General features: G+C 48.1%; 22 protein-coding genes and 2 pseudogenes. 10 read left to right on the top strand and 14 right to left on the bottom strand.

The window, feature by feature from the left end; translation table 11 throughout:
* Nucleotides 1-12: 12 nt before the first annotated feature.
* Together H9625_RS07105 and H9625_RS07100 are read left to right on the top strand one after the other, a co-directional pair.
* Entirely contained in the window at nt 13-1188 is a 1176-nt protein-coding gene (locus H9625_RS07105; RefSeq protein WP_022039412.1) for an MFS transporter, read from the top strand.
* Between the two features lie 14 nt (nt 1189-1202).
* Entirely contained in the window at nt 1203-2366 is a 1164-nt protein-coding gene (locus H9625_RS07100) for a DUF3843 family protein (RefSeq protein WP_022039411.1), read from the top strand.
* Nucleotides 2367-2400: 34 nt separating this feature from the next.
* Here H9625_RS07100 and H9625_RS07095 read toward each other — a convergent pair whose 3' ends face one another.
* The 7 genes from H9625_RS07095 to H9625_RS07065 form a co-directional block, all read right to left on the bottom strand.
* Nucleotides 2401-2583 carry a hypothetical protein gene (locus H9625_RS07095; RefSeq protein WP_162608579.1) on the bottom strand — a complete coding sequence of 61 codons (183 nt, stop codon included), beginning with the start codon at nt 2581-2583 and terminating at the stop codon, nt 2401-2403.
* Nucleotides 2584-2795: 212 nt separating this feature from the next.
* Nucleotides 2796-3377: a Maf-like protein gene (locus H9625_RS07090; RefSeq protein ID WP_191763679.1), complete on the bottom strand. Its 582-nt coding sequence runs from the start codon at nt 3375-3377 to the stop codon at nt 2796-2798.
* 33 nt (nt 3378-3410) lie between these two features.
* A complete protein-coding gene (locus H9625_RS07085) occupies nt 3411-3929 on the bottom strand; it encodes a KdsC family phosphatase (RefSeq protein ID WP_022040865.1) in 519 nt (172 codons plus the stop codon).
* Between the two features lie 47 nt (nt 3930-3976).
* Nucleotides 3977-4156 (bottom strand): hypothetical protein, encoded by a 180-nt coding sequence (locus H9625_RS07080; RefSeq protein WP_191763645.1) that lies wholly within the window; start codon nt 4154-4156, stop codon nt 3977-3979.
* A gap of 53 nt (nt 4157-4209) precedes the next feature.
* A complete protein-coding gene (locus tag H9625_RS07075; RefSeq protein ID WP_191763643.1) occupies nt 4210-5022 on the bottom strand; it encodes a Rossmann-like and DUF2520 domain-containing protein in 813 nt (270 codons plus the stop codon).
* Nucleotides 5023-5040: 18 nt separating this feature from the next.
* Complete coding sequence (locus H9625_RS07070; protein WP_022040863.1) at nt 5041-5373, bottom strand: hypothetical protein; 333 nt, start codon at nt 5371-5373, stop codon at nt 5041-5043.
* Nucleotides 5370-5906 (bottom strand): nitroreductase family protein, encoded by a 537-nt coding sequence (locus H9625_RS07065; protein WP_022040862.1) that lies wholly within the window; start codon nt 5904-5906, stop codon nt 5370-5372. The genes H9625_RS07070 and H9625_RS07065 overlap by 4 nt, the downstream gene beginning before the upstream one ends.
* Before the next feature lie 399 nt (nt 5907-6305).
* Between H9625_RS07065 and H9625_RS07060 the strand changes: the two genes are divergently transcribed.
* Nucleotides 6306-7001, top strand: a complete 696-nt coding sequence (locus H9625_RS07060) for a Crp/Fnr family transcriptional regulator (protein WP_225226329.1) — start codon at nt 6306-6308, stop codon at nt 6999-7001.
* 41 nt (nt 7002-7042) lie between these two features.
* Complete coding sequence (locus H9625_RS07055; RefSeq protein ID WP_191763641.1) at nt 7043-7348, top strand: hypothetical protein; 306 nt, start codon at nt 7043-7045, stop codon at nt 7346-7348.
* Nucleotides 7349-7401: 53 nt separating this feature from the next.
* Here the strand turns inward: H9625_RS07055 and H9625_RS07050 are convergent, their stop codons facing one another.
* Together H9625_RS07050 and H9625_RS07045 are read right to left on the bottom strand one after the other, a co-directional pair.
* Nucleotides 7402-8295, bottom strand: a complete 894-nt coding sequence (locus H9625_RS07050) for a helix-turn-helix domain-containing protein (RefSeq protein WP_191763639.1) — start codon at nt 8293-8295, stop codon at nt 7402-7404.
* A 60-nt stretch (nt 8296-8355) separates the two neighbouring features.
* A complete protein-coding gene (locus H9625_RS07045) occupies nt 8356-9423 on the bottom strand; it encodes a Fic family protein (protein ID WP_191763637.1) in 1068 nt (355 codons plus the stop codon).
* A gap of 245 nt (nt 9424-9668) precedes the next feature.
* Here H9625_RS07045 and H9625_RS07040 point away from each other — a divergent pair, with 245 nt between their 5' ends.
* The 4 genes and pseudogenes from H9625_RS07040 to H9625_RS07025 form a co-directional block, all read left to right on the top strand.
* Entirely contained in the window at nt 9669-10784 is a 1116-nt protein-coding gene (locus H9625_RS07040) for an efflux RND transporter periplasmic adaptor subunit (protein WP_394354925.1), read from the top strand.
* Nucleotides 10785-10805: 21 nt separating this feature from the next.
* A pseudogene (locus H9625_RS07035) lies at nt 10806-11015 on the top strand (efflux RND transporter permease subunit); the annotation flags it as partial.
* Between the two features lie 28 nt (nt 11016-11043).
* A complete protein-coding gene (locus H9625_RS07030) occupies nt 11044-11256 on the top strand; it encodes a winged helix-turn-helix domain-containing protein (RefSeq protein ID WP_191763633.1) in 213 nt (70 codons plus the stop codon).
* Nucleotides 11257-11311: 55 nt separating this feature from the next.
* Nucleotides 11312-11551: pseudogene (locus tag H9625_RS07025) on the top strand (alpha/beta hydrolase); the annotation flags it as partial.
* Nucleotides 11552-11557: 6 nt separating this feature from the next.
* Here the strand turns inward: H9625_RS07025 and H9625_RS07020 are convergent.
* Nucleotides 11558-12151: a sugar O-acetyltransferase gene (locus tag H9625_RS07020; RefSeq protein ID WP_191763631.1), complete on the bottom strand. Its 594-nt coding sequence runs from the start codon at nt 12149-12151 to the stop codon at nt 11558-11560.
* 61 nt (nt 12152-12212) lie between these two features.
* A complete protein-coding gene (locus H9625_RS07015) occupies nt 12213-12575 on the bottom strand; it encodes a winged helix-turn-helix transcriptional regulator (RefSeq protein ID WP_041583985.1) in 363 nt (120 codons plus the stop codon).
* A gap of 148 nt (nt 12576-12723) precedes the next feature.
* Here H9625_RS07015 and H9625_RS07010 point away from each other — a divergent pair, with 148 nt between their 5' ends.
* A complete protein-coding gene (locus H9625_RS07010; protein ID WP_191763630.1) occupies nt 12724-13686 on the top strand; it encodes an arginase family protein in 963 nt (320 codons plus the stop codon).
* 193 nt (nt 13687-13879) lie between these two features.
* On the opposite strand, the gene H9625_RS07005 is transcribed toward H9625_RS07010, so the two are convergent.
* The 3 genes from H9625_RS07005 to H9625_RS06995 all read right to left on the bottom strand — a co-directional run bounded on the left by H9625_RS07005 (nt 13880) and on the right by H9625_RS06995 (nt 15659).
* Nucleotides 13880-14803, bottom strand: coding sequence for a hypothetical protein (locus tag H9625_RS07005; RefSeq protein WP_191763627.1), 924 nt, complete (start codon nt 14801-14803; stop codon nt 13880-13882).
* A 119-nt stretch (nt 14804-14922) separates the two neighbouring features.
* Nucleotides 14923-15255: a P-loop NTPase family protein gene (locus H9625_RS07000; protein WP_191763624.1), complete on the bottom strand. Its 333-nt coding sequence runs from the start codon at nt 15253-15255 to the stop codon at nt 14923-14925.
* Nucleotides 15210-15659, bottom strand: a complete 450-nt coding sequence (locus H9625_RS06995) for a DEAD/DEAH box helicase (protein ID WP_191763622.1) — start codon at nt 15657-15659, stop codon at nt 15210-15212. Before H9625_RS06995 ends, H9625_RS07000 begins: the two co-directional genes overlap by 46 nt.
* A gap of 98 nt (nt 15660-15757) precedes the next feature.
* Here H9625_RS06995 and H9625_RS06990 point away from each other — a divergent pair, with 98 nt between their 5' ends.
* Nucleotides 15758-17047, top strand: coding sequence for an ATP-binding protein (locus tag H9625_RS06990; RefSeq protein ID WP_191763620.1), 1290 nt, complete (start codon nt 15758-15760; stop codon nt 17045-17047).
* Nucleotides 17048-17100 lie beyond the last annotated feature (53 nt).

Here is a 17100-nt window from a genome sequence, read left to right as displayed (position 1 = left end):
GATTTCCTTGACATGAAACAAACATTGGAAGAGAACAAAGGCTTACCCGCCTCACTGCTGTGGACACTAGCCATCATTGCAGGCATCTCGGTAGCCAACCTTTATTACAACCAACCATTGTTGAATCGTATCAGCGATGAGTTGGATATTTCTGAATTTACCGCCAATCTCATTCCCATGACCACCCAGATAGGTTATGCGGCAGGACTGCTGTTCATCATTCCACTTGGCGACCTCTATAACCGGCGAAACATTATCGTTGTCAATTTTCTGCTGCTTTCAGCATCACTGTTCGGCATAGCGGTAGCGACAAACATCCATTTTATTTTGCTTGCCTCGCTCATCACGGGTATCTGTTCGGTCATGCCTCAAATCTTCATCCCAATAGCTGCCCAGTTTTCACGCCCCGAAAAGAAAGCCCAAAATGTAGGACTACTCATCAGCGGACTGCTGACCGGTATACTAGGGTCACGCGTGATAAGTGGCATTGTAGGCGAATACTGGGGATGGCGGACCATTTTCTACATTGCGGCAGGCATGATGCTGGCTTGCATTTTCATCATCATACGCACATTACCCGACATGCCTTCCAATTTTAAAGGAAGCTATTGGGGATTGATGAAATCGGTCTTTACACTCATCCGGCAGAATGCCACACTCCGCCTGGTATCTTTCCGTGCCGGACTTTGTTTCGGGTGTTTTCTTACCTTGTGGGCTTGTCTTGCATTCAAGATGAGCCAAGCTCCCTTTTATGCAGGAAACAACATCATTGGAATGCTGGGACTATGCGGCATGGCAGGAGCCTTGACTGCATCTTTCGTCGGGAGATATGTACACCGCTACGGAGTAAGGCGTTTCAATTTCATCGGTTGTGGCATTATGATTGCATCGTGGTGTCTCCTCTACCTTTTCCAGAATAGTTACGCAGGCATCATTGCCGGCATCATCCTGATAGACATTGGCATGCAATGCATACAAATCAGCAATCAGACCTGTGCCCTTTCGCTGGCTCCACGTGCCGCAAACCGTGTCAACACAATTTTCATGACTACTTATTTCATCGGAGGTGCTTTTGGGACTTTTCTCGCCGGAACCTTTTGGCACCATGCCGGATGGACAGGCGTCACCCTGACCGGTGTCTGCCTTGCCGGAACCTCCTTACTTATTACCCTCTTTGCCAAACACTAAAACATAGCACTCTCATGAAGCAAAAAAACATTTACGCAAACGACTGGCTGCAAATTCATCCTTATACAACCCTACAGCCTTCCGACATTTATTTCGTGGAACTTGCCAACCGCCTGTTCCATGCATGCACTACGACAGGACTGCCCGAAGCTCTCCGCAAAAAGCTGGCGCTCTATGCTTCGGCATATCTTGAAGATCAAATATCCGGCCTGCAACTCTGGCAAAGCTTTACCGGCGAGCACCAAAGACTATACGGTACCATGCTTCCATTTTATACTATCGATGCTTCCTATTATCCCGATGAAATCAACGAGGAAGATTTGCGTTTCCTGATTTGGAACACCTGGCAGAAGGCCGGAATAACTTCCAGCTACCTTAATCCCGAAGATACCCGTATCACCAACCTGGCACAAAGCTTTTACTCCATCCTGGACAAAGCATACGAAGAAGCACCTGAAAATCCTGTACTGAAAAATTATTTTGCTTCTTTCGATAGTGAAACCGATGCCGACCGCAAATTGACCTGGCTTTTCGGGCACACGTACCTGACCGAACCTTCGATGTATCCTTATATCAACCACGTAGCACCTAACGACCGGTTCATTATGCCAACAGGTCCCTTGGCACTGTTTCTCCACGAATGGATAAGCATACTTTCGGACAACACCGACTGGAAAGCAATAAAAGGATTGTTCACAGAAGAACCTGTATTACCTCCACACATAGCCGCGGCTAATGAGAAAATCTACCGGGACTTCACCGAAGGAACCGACGGAACTTCCATTGTTTACCTGAACGGATACGGTGAACTTCGACGCTTCCTGGTCGATACATTGCACTGGCAAGATGACGACAACCACACTTTGCCGCAAATGAAAGCACACCGCAATTTCATTCTGATGACGAATCCCGCCAAAGGAATCCTCCTGGCAAAAGACATCTGCGAATACATAGCCGACAAAAACAATCCGATGTATGACCATAGCCTGGCGCAAGCCAACGCTTTCCGGTTGCTGACAGAAGAAAGCCTCTGCCCTCCCGACCTGCTCACCTACTGCATCCGCAACGGCTTACTTCCCGATGCATCACTTCCAGAAGGGAAAAACACAGACCTGGTACAAAAGAATCTGGATTTCATCGCCCGTCACGCTTTACTATACTATTACCGGGGTGACTAAAGACAGGAAATCTGTCTCCTAGAGTATAAGGAATTTACGGACAACACTGAGAAGCTGTTTTGAATTTCTCCAAAAAGTTTTTCTTGGCTTGATGTATACGTTTTCGTGTGTGCTTTGGGCGATTTTTTGGTCTTTTTCGCTCCTGTTCTTCGTCAGATAGCCCGCTATCTTCCTCATCACAGAAGCGAAAATGCCTCAAAAACTCATCCCAAATCATCGCACGATAAATTCAAAACAGCTTCTGAGAAAAAACGAACATAAGTGATAAGGCTGACTTACTTATGTGAAACGCCTGGGTTACTTATGTGAAACAGCCAACTCACTTATGTTCATCAAAAGGCCTACTTGAGCTTTGAATGAATTCCGCAAGCAACCCATGCAGGGTAATCGGTCAGAATGCGGACATTCATTTTTATGATTGCACATACCTTACAGACTGCTCAATTCCTGATACAAGCGTTGCACTGGTAACCCCATTACATTATAAAATGACCCTTGAATGCTGGCCACAGCAACATAACCTATCCATTCCTGCACACCGTATGCACCTGCCTTATCGAAAGGGCGATAACGGGAAACATAATAATGTATCTCCTCCTCACTCAACGAAGCAAAAGTCACTTCTGTCACTGATGCAAATGTCTTCTGAAACTCTGCCGTAGTCAGACATACTCCTGTAATAACCTGATGAGTCCGTCCCGACAACTTCTTCAACATCCGACAAGCATCTGCTTCATCTTCCGGCTTTCCCAACACTTCACCATCAACATACACTATGGTATCTGCCGTGATAATCAATTCGTCCGCATCCATATCCTTACGGTAAGCATCGGCTTTCTCACGTGCAATATATACCGGTATTTCTTCACTTCTCAACGATTCGGGATATGTTTCGTTAATGCCTGGCAACACCTTCACTTCATAATCGATGCCCAAGCCTGAAAGCAATTCCCTGCGCCGGGGTGAATTGGAAGCAAGCTTCACTTTGTATTTCTGTAAATTCTCCAATATCATATCACTCTTCTATTTTTAATATTCATGCATTTACCATCCGAAAGCATCCGCGTGCGACATCCATTTGCCCTGTGCACGCAATACCTGTTCTACCACATCCCTTCCGCATCCGTATCCTCCTTTGCGATGGGAAATATACTTGCATATCGCCTTGATTTCGGGGGCGGCATCGGCAGGACAACAAGGCAAACCCACCATACGCAACACATCATAGTCGGGAATGTCATCACCCATATACAATACTTCCTCCGGCATCAACTCATATTTTGCCAACAGGTCGGCATATTCGTTGGTTTTTACCGACGCACCCATATAGATATCTTTCACCCCCAGCCCTTCGTAGCGTTTCCGTATCGCTTCCGAACGGCCTCCTGTAATTATTGCCACATGCAACCCACATTTCACGGCAAGCTGCAAAGCATATCCGTCCTTGATGTTCACCGTCCGCATCGGCTCACCTTCCATGCTCATCGGAATGGTTTCGGCACTCAACACTCCGTCCACATCAAATACCAGTGCCCGTATTTTTGTCAAATCATAATTAATCATATCTGAGTTTGTGTTTTTTTAGTTTGTGAGTCTGTAAGTTCATTAGTTCAATTATTCTTAGAAGCTGTTTTGAATTTCTCCAAAAAGTTTTTCTTGGCTTGATGTATCCTTTTTCGTGTGTGCTTTGGGCGATTTTTTGGTCCTTTTCGCTCCTGTTCTTCGTCAGATAGCCCGCTATCTTCCTCATCACAGAAGCGAAAATGCCTCAAAAACTCATCCCAAATCATCGCACGATAAATTCAAAACAGCTTCTTATGCAAAAACTAAAAAGTTCATAAACTCAAGAACTTAAAAACTTATGAATGTTCTTGCTTATCAACTCGTATAGCTCGGCAAGTTCAGGTTCATCGGCAAGCATGCTCAGATGACGGTTGATTACATTTTCGTCATACCGCCTTGCCGGTCCGGTCTGTGCCTCCAAGGGAGAAAGCTCGTGTACTTTGCGTGCCGTTTCGTCTATCAAAGGCAACATCGCCCCGAAAGGCAATCCGTGTAATGCCAACAAATGCTCTGCCACAGCATACATGTGATTGGCAAAATTGCAAGCAAACACTGCAGCAACATGTAAATAGCGGCGTTGCTCGGACGTAGCCTCGTATGCCTTTCCTCCCAACTGCCCTGCCAATATTTTCAAGGTTTCCATTTCTTCCTTTCCCGACCCTTCGACAAAAAAAGGCACCGTTGAGAAGTCTACCCCCCTACCCTTGCTGAATGTCTGCATCGGATAAAGCACTCCATAATGCCGCGCCAGACCTTTCCATACATTCATCGGCATACTTCCAGCCGTATGTACAAAAAAAGCATCCGGATGACGACTTACCAAAGGAGGTATCACTTTTTCCAAAGCCGAGTCCTTGACAGATACAATATACATGTCAGCTTCCGGATTCACCATGTCAAGCCTTGTCGTATAGGGACAGTGCAACTTACCGGCCAATGCCGAAGCCGAGGCTTCGGTACGGCTGAACACTTGTACAACCTCATAACCGGCATCGCACAATGCCGGTCCCAGATGGGTAGCCACATTTCCGGCACCCACCAATACGACCTTTTTCAAGGACACAGGCTGTCCGTCTATCAATTCTTTATTCATTATTTTCTCATTCTTCATTTATCGGGATGAAAGCCAATACAACAAGATACCTATCAGGAGCAATGCTACAGGAAGCAGATAGCCCGACATCTGTCCTAACAAAGAAACTACCAGTCCGATGTTCTGTATCAACCAGATACCTGCCAGGACAATTCCTACCGACTTGTCCGCCTTAAACCATAAAAAGATAACCGCCGCATAGAGCAACATCGTATCTTTCTGCATCACCCAAGGCAAACCATGGGCAGCGAAACCAATCAGACGGTCGAGCAAATAAAGAAGTCCCATTATTCCCAAGAACACTGCCGTAGCACGATACGTGTCTTTATGATTCGAAGCCTTTGCAGTCATCGTTCACCATATTTATTAAGGTGTATCTTTTCCCATTGCAGCTTGTCTTCATCGAAAGGTTTCCGCTCCATGCCTTTATGCCCAACCGCAATAATGGAAAGTACCTGAAGCTGCAAAGGGATATCCAACACCCCGTGCACAAACTCATCGGCCGACATACCTGTAGCTGTATATCTTTCGCGTACCTGAATCCAACAACTGCCCAGCCCCAGGTCTTCTGCCTGAAGCTGAATCATGATGGAAGCTACCGATGCATCTTCTATCCACACATCGCTTGCCAACGGGTCGCCAAGCACCACGATGCCCACTGCGGCATCCTTCAGGAACGAAGCCCCCGCTTCTTTGCACTTCGACAGCAATTCCAGCGTAGACTTGTCGTCCACGACCACAAATTGCCAACTGTTGCTCCGTTTCGATGTGGGTGACATCAATGCTGCTTTCAGCAATGATACCACTTCATCCTGAGTCAATTCTTCGCCGGTAAATTTACGCATGCTGCGCCGTCTCTTGATTAATTCACTGAAGTTTTCCATAAAGCTTGATTTTAGCGATGACAAAGATACAGGTAAAAACCGGAATGCTCAAATAAAATGCCGCCTAACTTATAGCTATTTGCCAATCTGACCACATAAAGAATGCAGTATATATTTATTTTTCAGGAGGGACGTATTGACTGTCGTTGAATATCCATTTATTCTTTTTAAGTAAGTGTGCAAAATTAAATGATATTACCAGAAACACAGATTTTCACGGATTAGCGCAGATTATTGTAATTTACGATTTGACAATTTACTATCTACTATTTGAGCTTTAAATCGTACTTCGTAAATCGAAAAATAGTAAATTAAAAGAATCCGCGAAAATCTGCGTTAATCTGCGTTTCTGAGCCGACCACATTATATAAACTAATTCTCAACATCTACTTACTACCTTTGTCAGCCGGCATTACGGTATTCCTCTTCAACTGGGTGATGATGAAGAACTGGGGAGAAGTGGGAGTAGCTGCATTTACGGCCATCAATTATATGCTGAACTTGGGAGTGCAGATGTTCGTGGGGCTGTCGGACGGCATAGTGCCTATCCTCTCGTTCAATTACGGAGCCGGTCATCTGAACCGGGTGAAAGAGACCTTGTTTCTGGGTTTCAAGACGAATGAAATCGTCGTCCACAAGGATGAGGTCGACAGCAACGTGTATATCATCACCAAAGGCATCTGGAGGGCTTACCACTTCAAGAACGGAGAGGAAGCTACTGCCTGGTTTGCCACGCCGGGCGAACTGGTGTTTTCCGTCTGGGGCTATATTTCCGACGAGCCTTCGCGCCTGTCGTTCGAGACCATGACGGAGAGCGAAGCCATTTGCCTTTCCAAAGAAGAACTGCACAGGCATTTCAACTCCTCCATTACCATGGCAAATTTAGGGCGCAGGATGCTGGAGAACTTCATCCTGCTCTACGAGAACTGGCTCATGGACTTATGGAAAAAGAATGCTTTCGAACGCTACCTGACGCTTCTGGACGAATATCCGGAGGTCATCCAGCAAATCCCCATGAAGTACATCGCGTCTTACCTGGGTGTCACGGTGCAGTCCTTGAGCCGCATCCGGGCATCGCTGAACGAAATGAAATGACAGCACATCACTTTGCACAAAACGAACAGGAGGTTAAACAGATGAACATACGGTTTGAACCGGTACCACGAAACGAATTCGGGGACTTTAAGAAAGATGTCAAAGAGATTTTTGCCATCGGTGTCATAGAACATTTCGGTATGCCCGATGACGGTGAGCCTGTTCCCGACCGGGATGTGGACGAAGCGCTTTACCATCCCAAGGCCGATGTCTTCTACGTCTATCAGGACAACAGGCGAGTCGGCGGTGTCGTGCTGACCATCGATAAGGAAACCCATCGCAACAAAATGGACCTGTTCTACATCTATCCGGATACCGGGCGGAATACTTCAGGTTTGAAAAGCTGATGAAGCCATAAGGGAGAATTGATTTACTATATTGCATCATAATAGATGCCAGCTTAAAAAGATACGAGTAGACTTCCTCTGGATCTGCGGTATTCCAATGGCGTGATGCCCGTGTGTTTCTTGAAGTAGCGGTTGAAAAACGACTGGTCGGGGAAGTCAAGGCGAAAAGCAATTTCCTGCATACTGTCGCGAGTAGTGCGGAGCTGCATCTTGATTTCCTGTATGCAGCGGGTATCAATGATATCCTTGGGCGTATTCCCTGTCAGACTTTTCACTACGGACGAAAGATAGCGCGTGGTGATAGAAAGGCTGTCGGCATAGAACTGCACCTCACGTCGATTGCCACTGTGTTGGAAAACCAAGACAATGAATTTGCCCAACAGTTCCTCCTGCTGGGAGGTATGGGCTATGTCATGGTTAAGGAACTGCCCCTTCACTTTGTCGTATAGGTTCATCAGAAAGTTTTGCACGAGATTTCTGAACATCGGCAGACGGAAAGTGTGGTCGCGTTCTTGGTAAATATCGGCCAGTGCGTGCAGCATGTGATTCAGGTGTCGTACATTCTCCTCGCCTGAGACAGACAAGCAAGGATATTCTTTCAGGAAAGCAAAGAAAGGCGTGTCGAACACCAACGTCACTTCGTGGTAGATGTCGTGCGTGAAGGTCACATAAGAGAGATTCAAGTCTGGCGTAGCCTCTATGCACTGGAAGAATTGGGCGGTGGCCAGCACCAGCATGTCGCCTTGCTTTATCCGGAAAAGACGGAAGTCGATTTCCACCTGTGCTGTCCCTTGGTTGACGAACACGAGGGTGAAATGCTCCAGCTTTTGTAATTGAAACTCAGGAGAAGGTACGGATACATTCATACCCACAACAAAAGGTTCCTCAGAAGGCAGTTGCAAAATGCCAGTTGCACTGTCAGCAAATGTCGGCTTGTTTTGTTTCATACACATCTTTTATCTTTATGCCTGAAGGTATACTGTGGCTACCTTTAGATGTTTAGTATTCTATACCGAGGCTGTGGCCAATACGAGCCAACTGTTGTCTTTATCACGACGCTGTATGTAACCTTTTTCAGCCATTTGCTTGAGTTGTTTCTTCACGGCCGCTGTCACGATGCCCGCCGCCCGACTTAGTTCTTCTATCGTGATGTCGGGATTTTGCTGCATGGCATGGAGCAGGAGGCTGCTTGTCGGGCTACGGAACACGATGCGGTCACCGTCGTACCACCATACATCGGGCGAAGTCTCGGTGGCGAAACTGATGTAATACTTTAGCTCCTTTTCAACCAACGCCTTGAAATATCTGACAAAATGCCTGATTTGTTCCAATGGGGCATGTGCCCCTACCGACGGTGTAGGCCCGACAACGACATCTGTCTCATGCAAGGCATCGATGTACTCGTTTTTCCGTTTGTTCCTCACCACCACCATCGGCCAGCCGTGGCGCGACAGGATGTAGTTCACCATCAACCGGGCTATGCGTCCGTTGCCGTCCTCGAAGGGGTGGATGCGGATATAGCGGTAATGAAACAGTGCTGCCAACTCCACGGGACTTATCCGTCCGCCAGCCTCTTCCTCATTGTACCATGCTACCAAGTCGGCCATCAATGCCGGAGTCTCTTCGGGCGATGCATACTCGAAGCGGTCGCCGTAACGGGTGATGACACTGTTGGGGCGGGTCTTGTACCGCCCTGCGTGAATGGTGTAACTAGTTTGTCCGCCGCTGGGCAAGGAACGATAGACAGTGTAATCCTCGCGGATCAGTGTCCGGTGAAGTTGCCGGATGAAGGTTTCCGTAAGCGGCGTTTTCCGTTCTTCTGCCATTTCCTCCATTATCTTCAGTCCCACTTGGCTGGCCTTCATGTCGTTGAAATCTTTCAAGTCACCCTCGCCACTTACTTTACCGAAAAGAAGCAACAGCTCTGTTTGTCCGTAGGTGAGCGTATTGCCCTCGATGTGGTTACTATTATAATTGTAATCCACCGTAAACCGTTGGCTCAGCAGGTATCGCTTGCGCTCCGGCAAAGGTTGAAGAGCTTGCCATTTCCGGTGTAATGCTTCTGTTTTATCCATGTCTTTATCAGCTGTTAGATTGCAAGAAATCATTTTTAAAGGTATACTGTGGCTACCTTTGAACGTATTTCTTTGCAGGAAGAATGTGCATGCAAAGGTAATATTCTTTTGGACAATATCATTCTGAACGTAGAAAAAATGTTTTCCCTTACTTCCGATTTTGACAATCATCCCCAACGAAAAGAAACCGGGCGTACCAGATAAACCCTCTAATTTTGCCGACAAACTTGTAAACAACAAAATATATGACAGCAATGAAGAAAAGCAAATGCAAATGTCAGATGCAGCTATGGGGAATGCTCGGTTGCATTCTGCTAACCACAGCCTGCAAGCAGACAAACGAACAGCCGCTTGCCGGAGGGAACTATGAAACCATGAAGGTGACTGTTTCCAACCAAGAACTGAATACCGCCTATTCGGCTACTATCCGCGGACGGCAGGACATCGACATCTATCCGCAGGTGTCGGGAACCATACAAGAATTGTGCGTAGCCGAAGGCGAGAAAGTACGCACGGGGCAGACACTCTTTATCATTGACCAAGTGCCCTATCAGGCGGCACTGAACACCGCTATTGCCAACGTGAAGTCGGCACAAGCGGCATTGGCGACTGCCGAACTGACTTACGAGAGCAACAAGGAACTGCGCAAACAGAACGTGGTGTCAGATTATACTCTGCGCACCTCTGAGAACAGCTACCTCACCGCCCAAGCTGGGCTGGCACAGGCTGAGGCACAGGAGGTGAACGCCCGGAACGACCTCTCGTACACCGTGGTGAAAAGCCCCGGCAACGGCGTGGTGGGCACACTGCCTTATCGAGTGGGCACACTGGTCAGCCCCAGTATGGCGCAACCGCTGACCACCGTATCGGACTCGTCGATGTACGTCTATTTCTCCATGACCGAAAACCAACTGCTTGCGCTTGTCCGCCAATACGGCACCTTGGACAGTGCGCTGGTGCAGATGCCCGACCTGCAACTGCAACTCAACGATCAGTCTATCTACGAAGAAAAGGGCCGTATCGAGACCATCAGCGGTGTGATAGACCGGAAGACGGGTACGGTGAGCGTGCGGGCTGTGTTCCCCAACGGGAAGAGACTGCTGCATAGCGGTGCGTCGGGTTGTGTACTGATGCCCAATACCTACACAGACTGCATCGTCATCCCACAAGAGGCGACCGTGAAGCAGCAGGACAAAATAATCGTATATAAGGTAGTGGACGGGAAAGCCACATCCACGCTGATTACCGTGGCAGACGTGAACGACGGACGTACATACATTGTGACGGACGGCCTGAACGTAGGTGATGAAATTGTGTCCAAGGGTGCCGGACTGGTACGCGAAAGCATGACTGTTAAATAAAACAAAGGAGGACGTGAAAGCATGAAAGAAAATATCTTCATCAAACGCCCGATGGCAGCCCTTGCCATCTCCATCCTGATTGTGATGATTGGGGCGATTTCGCTCGTCAGCCTGCCTGTAGAGCAATATCCGGACATCGCGCCGCCTACGGTAATGGTGCAAGCCACTTATACGGGTGCCGATGCAGATGCAGTGATGAACAGTGTCATTATGCCGCTGGAGGAAACATTGTAATAATGAACTTTAAACCTATATAGTTATGAATGTAAATGCAATTGGTGAAAATGCAGGCATCGTATGGCGTGCGCTGCATGGAAAGAATCTTTCATGGGAAGAACTCATAGAAAACACGAAGTTGGATCCACTTACATTGGCTTGTGCCATCGGTTGGTTGGCAAGAGAAAACAAAATCATCATTTCTCATCGGGGTGGTATTATCTATTTCGAGACTTTCCACGAAAGTTATTATTAACGAGATAACCAACAAACAATTAATTTTATGTTTAACCCGTCTTTCTGTCAAGAATTATCCAAGCGACAACCTGCCCGAGACGGACGAGCGTCCCGAAATCTACGAATGGACACGCCGCCTCCACCTGATGCGCCGCTGGGCGGACATGTTGAACAAGCTGGGCGGTGATGTCACGGTCGTTCATTTGCCCGAAGCAGGGTTGCACGGCAACACCCACTTCCCGATGTCCGACCTGAACAACCGGGAAGTGGCGGAGCTGATGTACGAATGGTTGTGCGCGAAGGGGCTGGACTGATGTTATTCAGACGTTTTCTGTATATCGCTTCTTGTCTTCTTCTGTAATCTCACGAATCACCCGGCAGGGATTTCCCGCAGCCAGTACCCGTGGCGGAATATCCCGGTTCACCACGCTGCCCGCACCGATAACCGCACCCCGGCCTATCGTCACGCCCGGCAACACACTGACACCGGCCCCTATCCATACGTCATCGCCTACCGTAATGGGGCGTGCATATTCCAGTCCCTGGTTCCTGCGTTCTGCATCCAGCGGATGCCCTGCCGTATAAAAGCCGCAGTTCGGAGCCACGAACACATTGTCGCCGAACTTCACCGGAGCTTCGTCGAGGATGACACAGTTCATGTTGGCGAAGAAATTCTCACCCACTTCGATGTGATAGCCGTAATCGCAGAAGAAAGGAGAGACAATCGTGCAGTTGCCCTTCACTTTACCCAATATGCGCCTTACCAACGCATCCCGTTCTTCCGCTTTGGAGGGGCGTAGCTGATTCAGTTCGTAAGTCAGATCGGCACATGCCGCACGCTCCGCCAACAGTTCTTTGTCATAGTTGGCGTCGTACAACTTGCCTGCCTTCATTTTCATTTTTTCTGTTTCCATGTTTGCTTGATTTATATCCGGGGCAAAGATAACTTTTTCGTGTTACAATTGTATATAAAAACTATTCTGCCATTCCCGTTTTTTCTAATATCCGCACCATCTTCGGGCGGAAATCATTTCCCCATTGTTCCAACATCCGGATAATGGGGATAAGGCTCCGCCCGTCGTCCGTGATGGAATATTCCACATGGGGCGGAAGTTCGGGATAAATCGTTTTCTCTATCATGCCGTGCATTTCCAGCTCTTTCAACTGCTGGTTGATGACACGGGGGCTGGTATCCTCAAAATGCCGGTGCAGTTCACTGGGACGTTTGCAGCCTTTCTCCAGTTCGTAGAGGATGCACGATTTCCACTTGCCGCCCATGACTTCCATGGCTATGGCCACACCGCAATCCAAGTCTAAGGGTATTTTCTTCTTATACATATATTTGATGTTGTCAATTCGCAGGACAAAAGTACATATTTTATGACGAGAAACGGATATAGGGACAAATTTATCCGTATATGAATAATTTGCCCGTACTTGCAGACGTGGCGTAAGGATGCTATCTTCGCACACAAAAAAGGGGAATATGAACAGAATGTTATTAGTAACTGCTTTGCTATGCGGAACGCTGTTTTCCGGCAAGGCACAAAATAACGAAATCACCATGGATAATAATCAACGTACAAAAACCATCCGGCTGGTTTATCCGCAGTGGCAAGGTGGAGACATCGCCCACTGGATAACGGAAGTAAAAGACCCGGAGCAGGCTTCGAGGGGATATTACCTTGGGGCGCAGTTGCTGAATTTCCTTGCACCGGACAGCGGGCAAGAAACCTACACGGTTCCTGTGGCAACCGACAAGATAGAGCGTAAAGTAACCGACGGCGTTTTGGACAAAGAGGCGCTCATCGCGCAGACCCGAGCAGCTTTGGATATTCTGAAAATAACCCATCCTGATAAAATCGTAACACTGGGCGGAGAATGTTCGGCAAGCGTCGTTCCGTTTACCTATCTTGCGGACAAATACAAGGATGATGTGGCAATGGTCTGGATTGACGCACACCCGGACATCACCTTGCCCGGCGACGTGTATGCGGGCTATCACGCCATGGCGGTAACAGCCTGCATGGGGCTGGGCGACAAACAGCTTGTTTCCGAACTGCCGGTGAAGATAGACCCTTCCAAAATCCTTTTTGTCGGATTGTGCGATTGGGAGCGTGACGAAATCAAGGTAAGACAAAAACAATATGGCATCAAACACCTGACACCGGAAGATGTACGCGAGAACAGTGATGCGGTACGGCAATGGTTGCAATCGTGCGGGGCATCCAAGGTTGTCATTCACTTTGATATGGATGTACTCGACCCGGCAGAAATCATTGCGGCGGTCGGTGTGGTCCCGGATGGAATGAAAATCGCAGAAGTGGTGCGTGTGATAAACGATATCGGGCAGGAAAAGGATATTGTCGGGCTGACCGTAGCCGAACCTATGCCCCGCACAGCCATCCGCATTAAGAACATGCTGGATCAGCTTCCGCTATTGAAATAAGGATTTGTATTTATTGTGTAAGCATTGCAGGGAGCTTGGCATAAAGACGTCCATGCAATAAATATTCGGATGTGGCGGAAACCTATCTGTCCTACTGCAAGAAAAGCCTTTGCCTCCTGTTTGAAACAGAAATGCAAAGGCTTTTTATTTCTCTTGTCTGACCGCTACACAGCCAAGCAAGCATTATGCGACCTTATTGTTTTCTCAGATTCACCGTCTTGATTTTCCCTGGTATTATTGTCAGCCGGGCCGTTCCGTTTTCGTTTATCTCCACATCCGTGTAGCGCGTTTCTATCACCACTTTCCCATCCACCATGATGATGCCCCATTGATTGGGGTTGCCCTCCACGGCGCAATAACAGCCCACGGGGCTTTTGATGTTTCTGTAAATTGGCGGTACGACAACACGCCTGTCCAACTGCAATCCCCATTTCAGACCAGACCTGAACGGCACGGCGGCTTTCAGCTCGTCAAGCCGCGCCCTGTGCTTCCGTTCATCGTTTTGCCGCTCTTCCATCTTTCGTTCCGTCAAGCGTTTCATGGCTTCGGACTTCAGCCGTTGAATGACACCATCGAAGTCCTCTTCCGCTGTTTGGGGATGCTCGCAGGCTATGTATCGCTTAGCCTTGCTTGCATTCTCCACAAGGTAATACTTCCCGGCATTGTCGACAATTACGATGTCTCCACCAGTCAACATCCCGCAATAATGATAATATGTGTCGTGGTCTCCGGCAAACAGGCACACGCAGTCATACCCCCACGTGGCATCGTCCTCGTTGACCTGCCTGCATCGGGGAGGTGAAAAATAATCTACGATGCGCACGTAATGCCCGCAGGTGAGGATGTTTGTCCCACTTGTACTCTTCCTGCTTTTGTACAGTTCCCGTGTGCGGCTGTAGTAGATGCCGTCCACCTCCAACAGCTGCACGTCTCCCAACCTAACAACTTTAGGTTTCCCCGTGTACAAGTGTCCGCTGTATAGGTCGATGTACATTTCATTGTTCCTCTTGTCCGTAACAGCGATAATATGGTTTTCCTGAATCCTTACGCTTTTGTAACCGGCAAGGCTGTGCTTCACTTTTCCGCTATCGTCTACCACGGCCATGCTCAAGTTCACCAGCCTTACGATGGCAAAGTCTTCTTAAATATCAAACACCCTCACAAACTGCGGTTTGCAGGTAATCATATTTCCGCGCCTCAGTCCGTACAGTCCACTCGCCACGTCCTTATAGGCTTTCAGGCAAGCCGTATTGTTTGGACGGGACAATTTTTGTTAAGATACGTCATAAGGTTGTCGTGCGACACTATAAGTTCAAGCCCGTTGTCCGCGACTGTAGGAATGGATATAGAACTGTCACGGACTGCCAAGCCAATATGGTTAGCATAGCCTTTTCCTGCCATACGCCCTTCTAACATCGCTTGCCAGTCCCGATAATCGGTCGGCAACCCGAATATGTGGTATAGCCCCACGTTGTCAATCAGTACACACGTTTCCTTGCCATCCACTTTCCTAAGTCCGCGTCCTACTTGCTGCAGGTATTTGGCAAGAGAGAGTGTCGGCCTTGCCATCTGGATATGGCGACGGCATTCATCCCATGTTCCTTGTAATATTCAGCAATGTTCCGTGCGTGGCTGATGTTTATCGCATACACGATGCCTTTCTTTCCGTCGGCATACAGCAGCACGCTTTCATATAGCCTTTCTATGCTCGGTCTGCGGTTCAGCACAGCATCCATTTCCTTGACCTGATAATCGCCGTCGGCACCACGTTTCGACAGGCCGTCTATGAGCCTTTGATCGTAACTGCCCGGCCTTATAGACACATAGTCGAAAGCGGACAACCATCCCTGCCTGATAAAGTCCGCGATGCTGTCCGAAGTGATGAGCGTGTCAAATAAGTCTTTGAATCCCTTACGGTTCAACCGGCAAGGCGTGGCGGTCATGCCCAGCTTCCTTGCCTTCGGATAGCGCAACCACAGTTCCTATTCGTGCAGAAAAATGTATGGAACACTTGTTTATTCATGCAAAAAAATGTAACTTTGTGCCAGTTATTCGTGCAAATAAATGCGATATGGAACGTAATATATTAGCTCAACTCATTGATTGGCAGAATAAAACCAACCGTAAGCCACTTATCCTCAATGGTGCGCGGCAAGTGGGAAAGACATATATCTTGAAAGAATTTGGCAGGACGCAATACAAAAACATTGCATACGTCAACTGCGACAACAACGATGTGGTTACGAAGATATTTTCGCGGGACTATGACATCCGCCGCATCATCTTGTCCTTGTCTGCCGTTACCCATGTCAGCATCAAGCCTGGCGAAACGCTGATTATCCTCGACGAGATACAAGAAAATCCCTTGGCATTAAACTCCTTGAAATATTTTTGCGAGAACGCCCCCGAGTATCATGTCGCCGTGGCAGGGTCATTGTTGGGCATATCGTTGCATGGCGACACCTCCTTTCCTGTGGGTAAGGTAGACGTGATCAAGATGTTCCCCATGACGTTCGACGAGTTCTTAATGGCCATTGGTGAGAAACAATTGGCAGACATATTGCGTACACGGGATTTTAACGTGATAGACACTTTTGCCGGCAAGTTAACTGATTGTCTACGTCAATATTACTTCACAGGTGGTATGCCGGCGGTGGTAAGCGAGTACACCAGGAGTCATGACATCAGTGAGGTGAGAAACCTTCAAAAGCAAATATTGTTCGGCTACCGCCGCGACTTCTCCAAGCATGCCCCTTCAAGTCAAGTGCCGCGCATCAACCAAGTGTGGGACACCATTCCCTCACAACTAGCCAAGGACAACAAGAAATTTATCTATGGTGCCATCAAGAAGGGTGCCCGAGCTTCCGAGTTCGAGCTGGCCATACAGCGGCTCATCGACGCAGGGCTGGTCTACCGTGTCAACCGCGTCACCACACCGTCGCTTCCGCTGAAGTTTTACGAGGACTTTTCCGCTTTCAAGTTGTTCACCCTCGATGTCGGCTTGATGGGCGCGATGGTAGACACGCCCCCAGAGACCATTCTGGTCGGCGAAAGCTGTTTCAGTGAGTACAAAGGCGCATTCACCGAGCTATTTGCGCTTACCCAGATGGTGTCCAAGGGCATCCCTGCCTATTATTACAGTGCGAATGACTCGCGAGTAGAAATAGACTTTATCATCCAAAAGGATGAAAAGGTCATCCCTATCGAAGTGAAAGCAGAGGTAAATGTCCGTTCGAAATCACTACGTACCTATATTGACAAACATCCCCAGTTGAAAGGAATGCGCCTGTCGATGTTGCCTTACAAGGACCAAGGATGGATGGAAAACAAGCCGCTCTATGCGGTAAACTTTTGCCTGTAAATAACCCTCGCGCTCCCAGCAACAACGTTCCATGGTACATCGTATGCCAGCTA

The organism is Phocaeicola intestinalis (assembly GCF_014837065.1).
Lineage (GTDB): Bacteria > Bacteroidota > Bacteroidia > Bacteroidales > Bacteroidaceae > Phocaeicola > Phocaeicola intestinalis.
The sequence above is the reverse complement of the archived record's forward strand: the minus strand, read 5'-3'. Positions and strand labels throughout refer to the sequence as shown.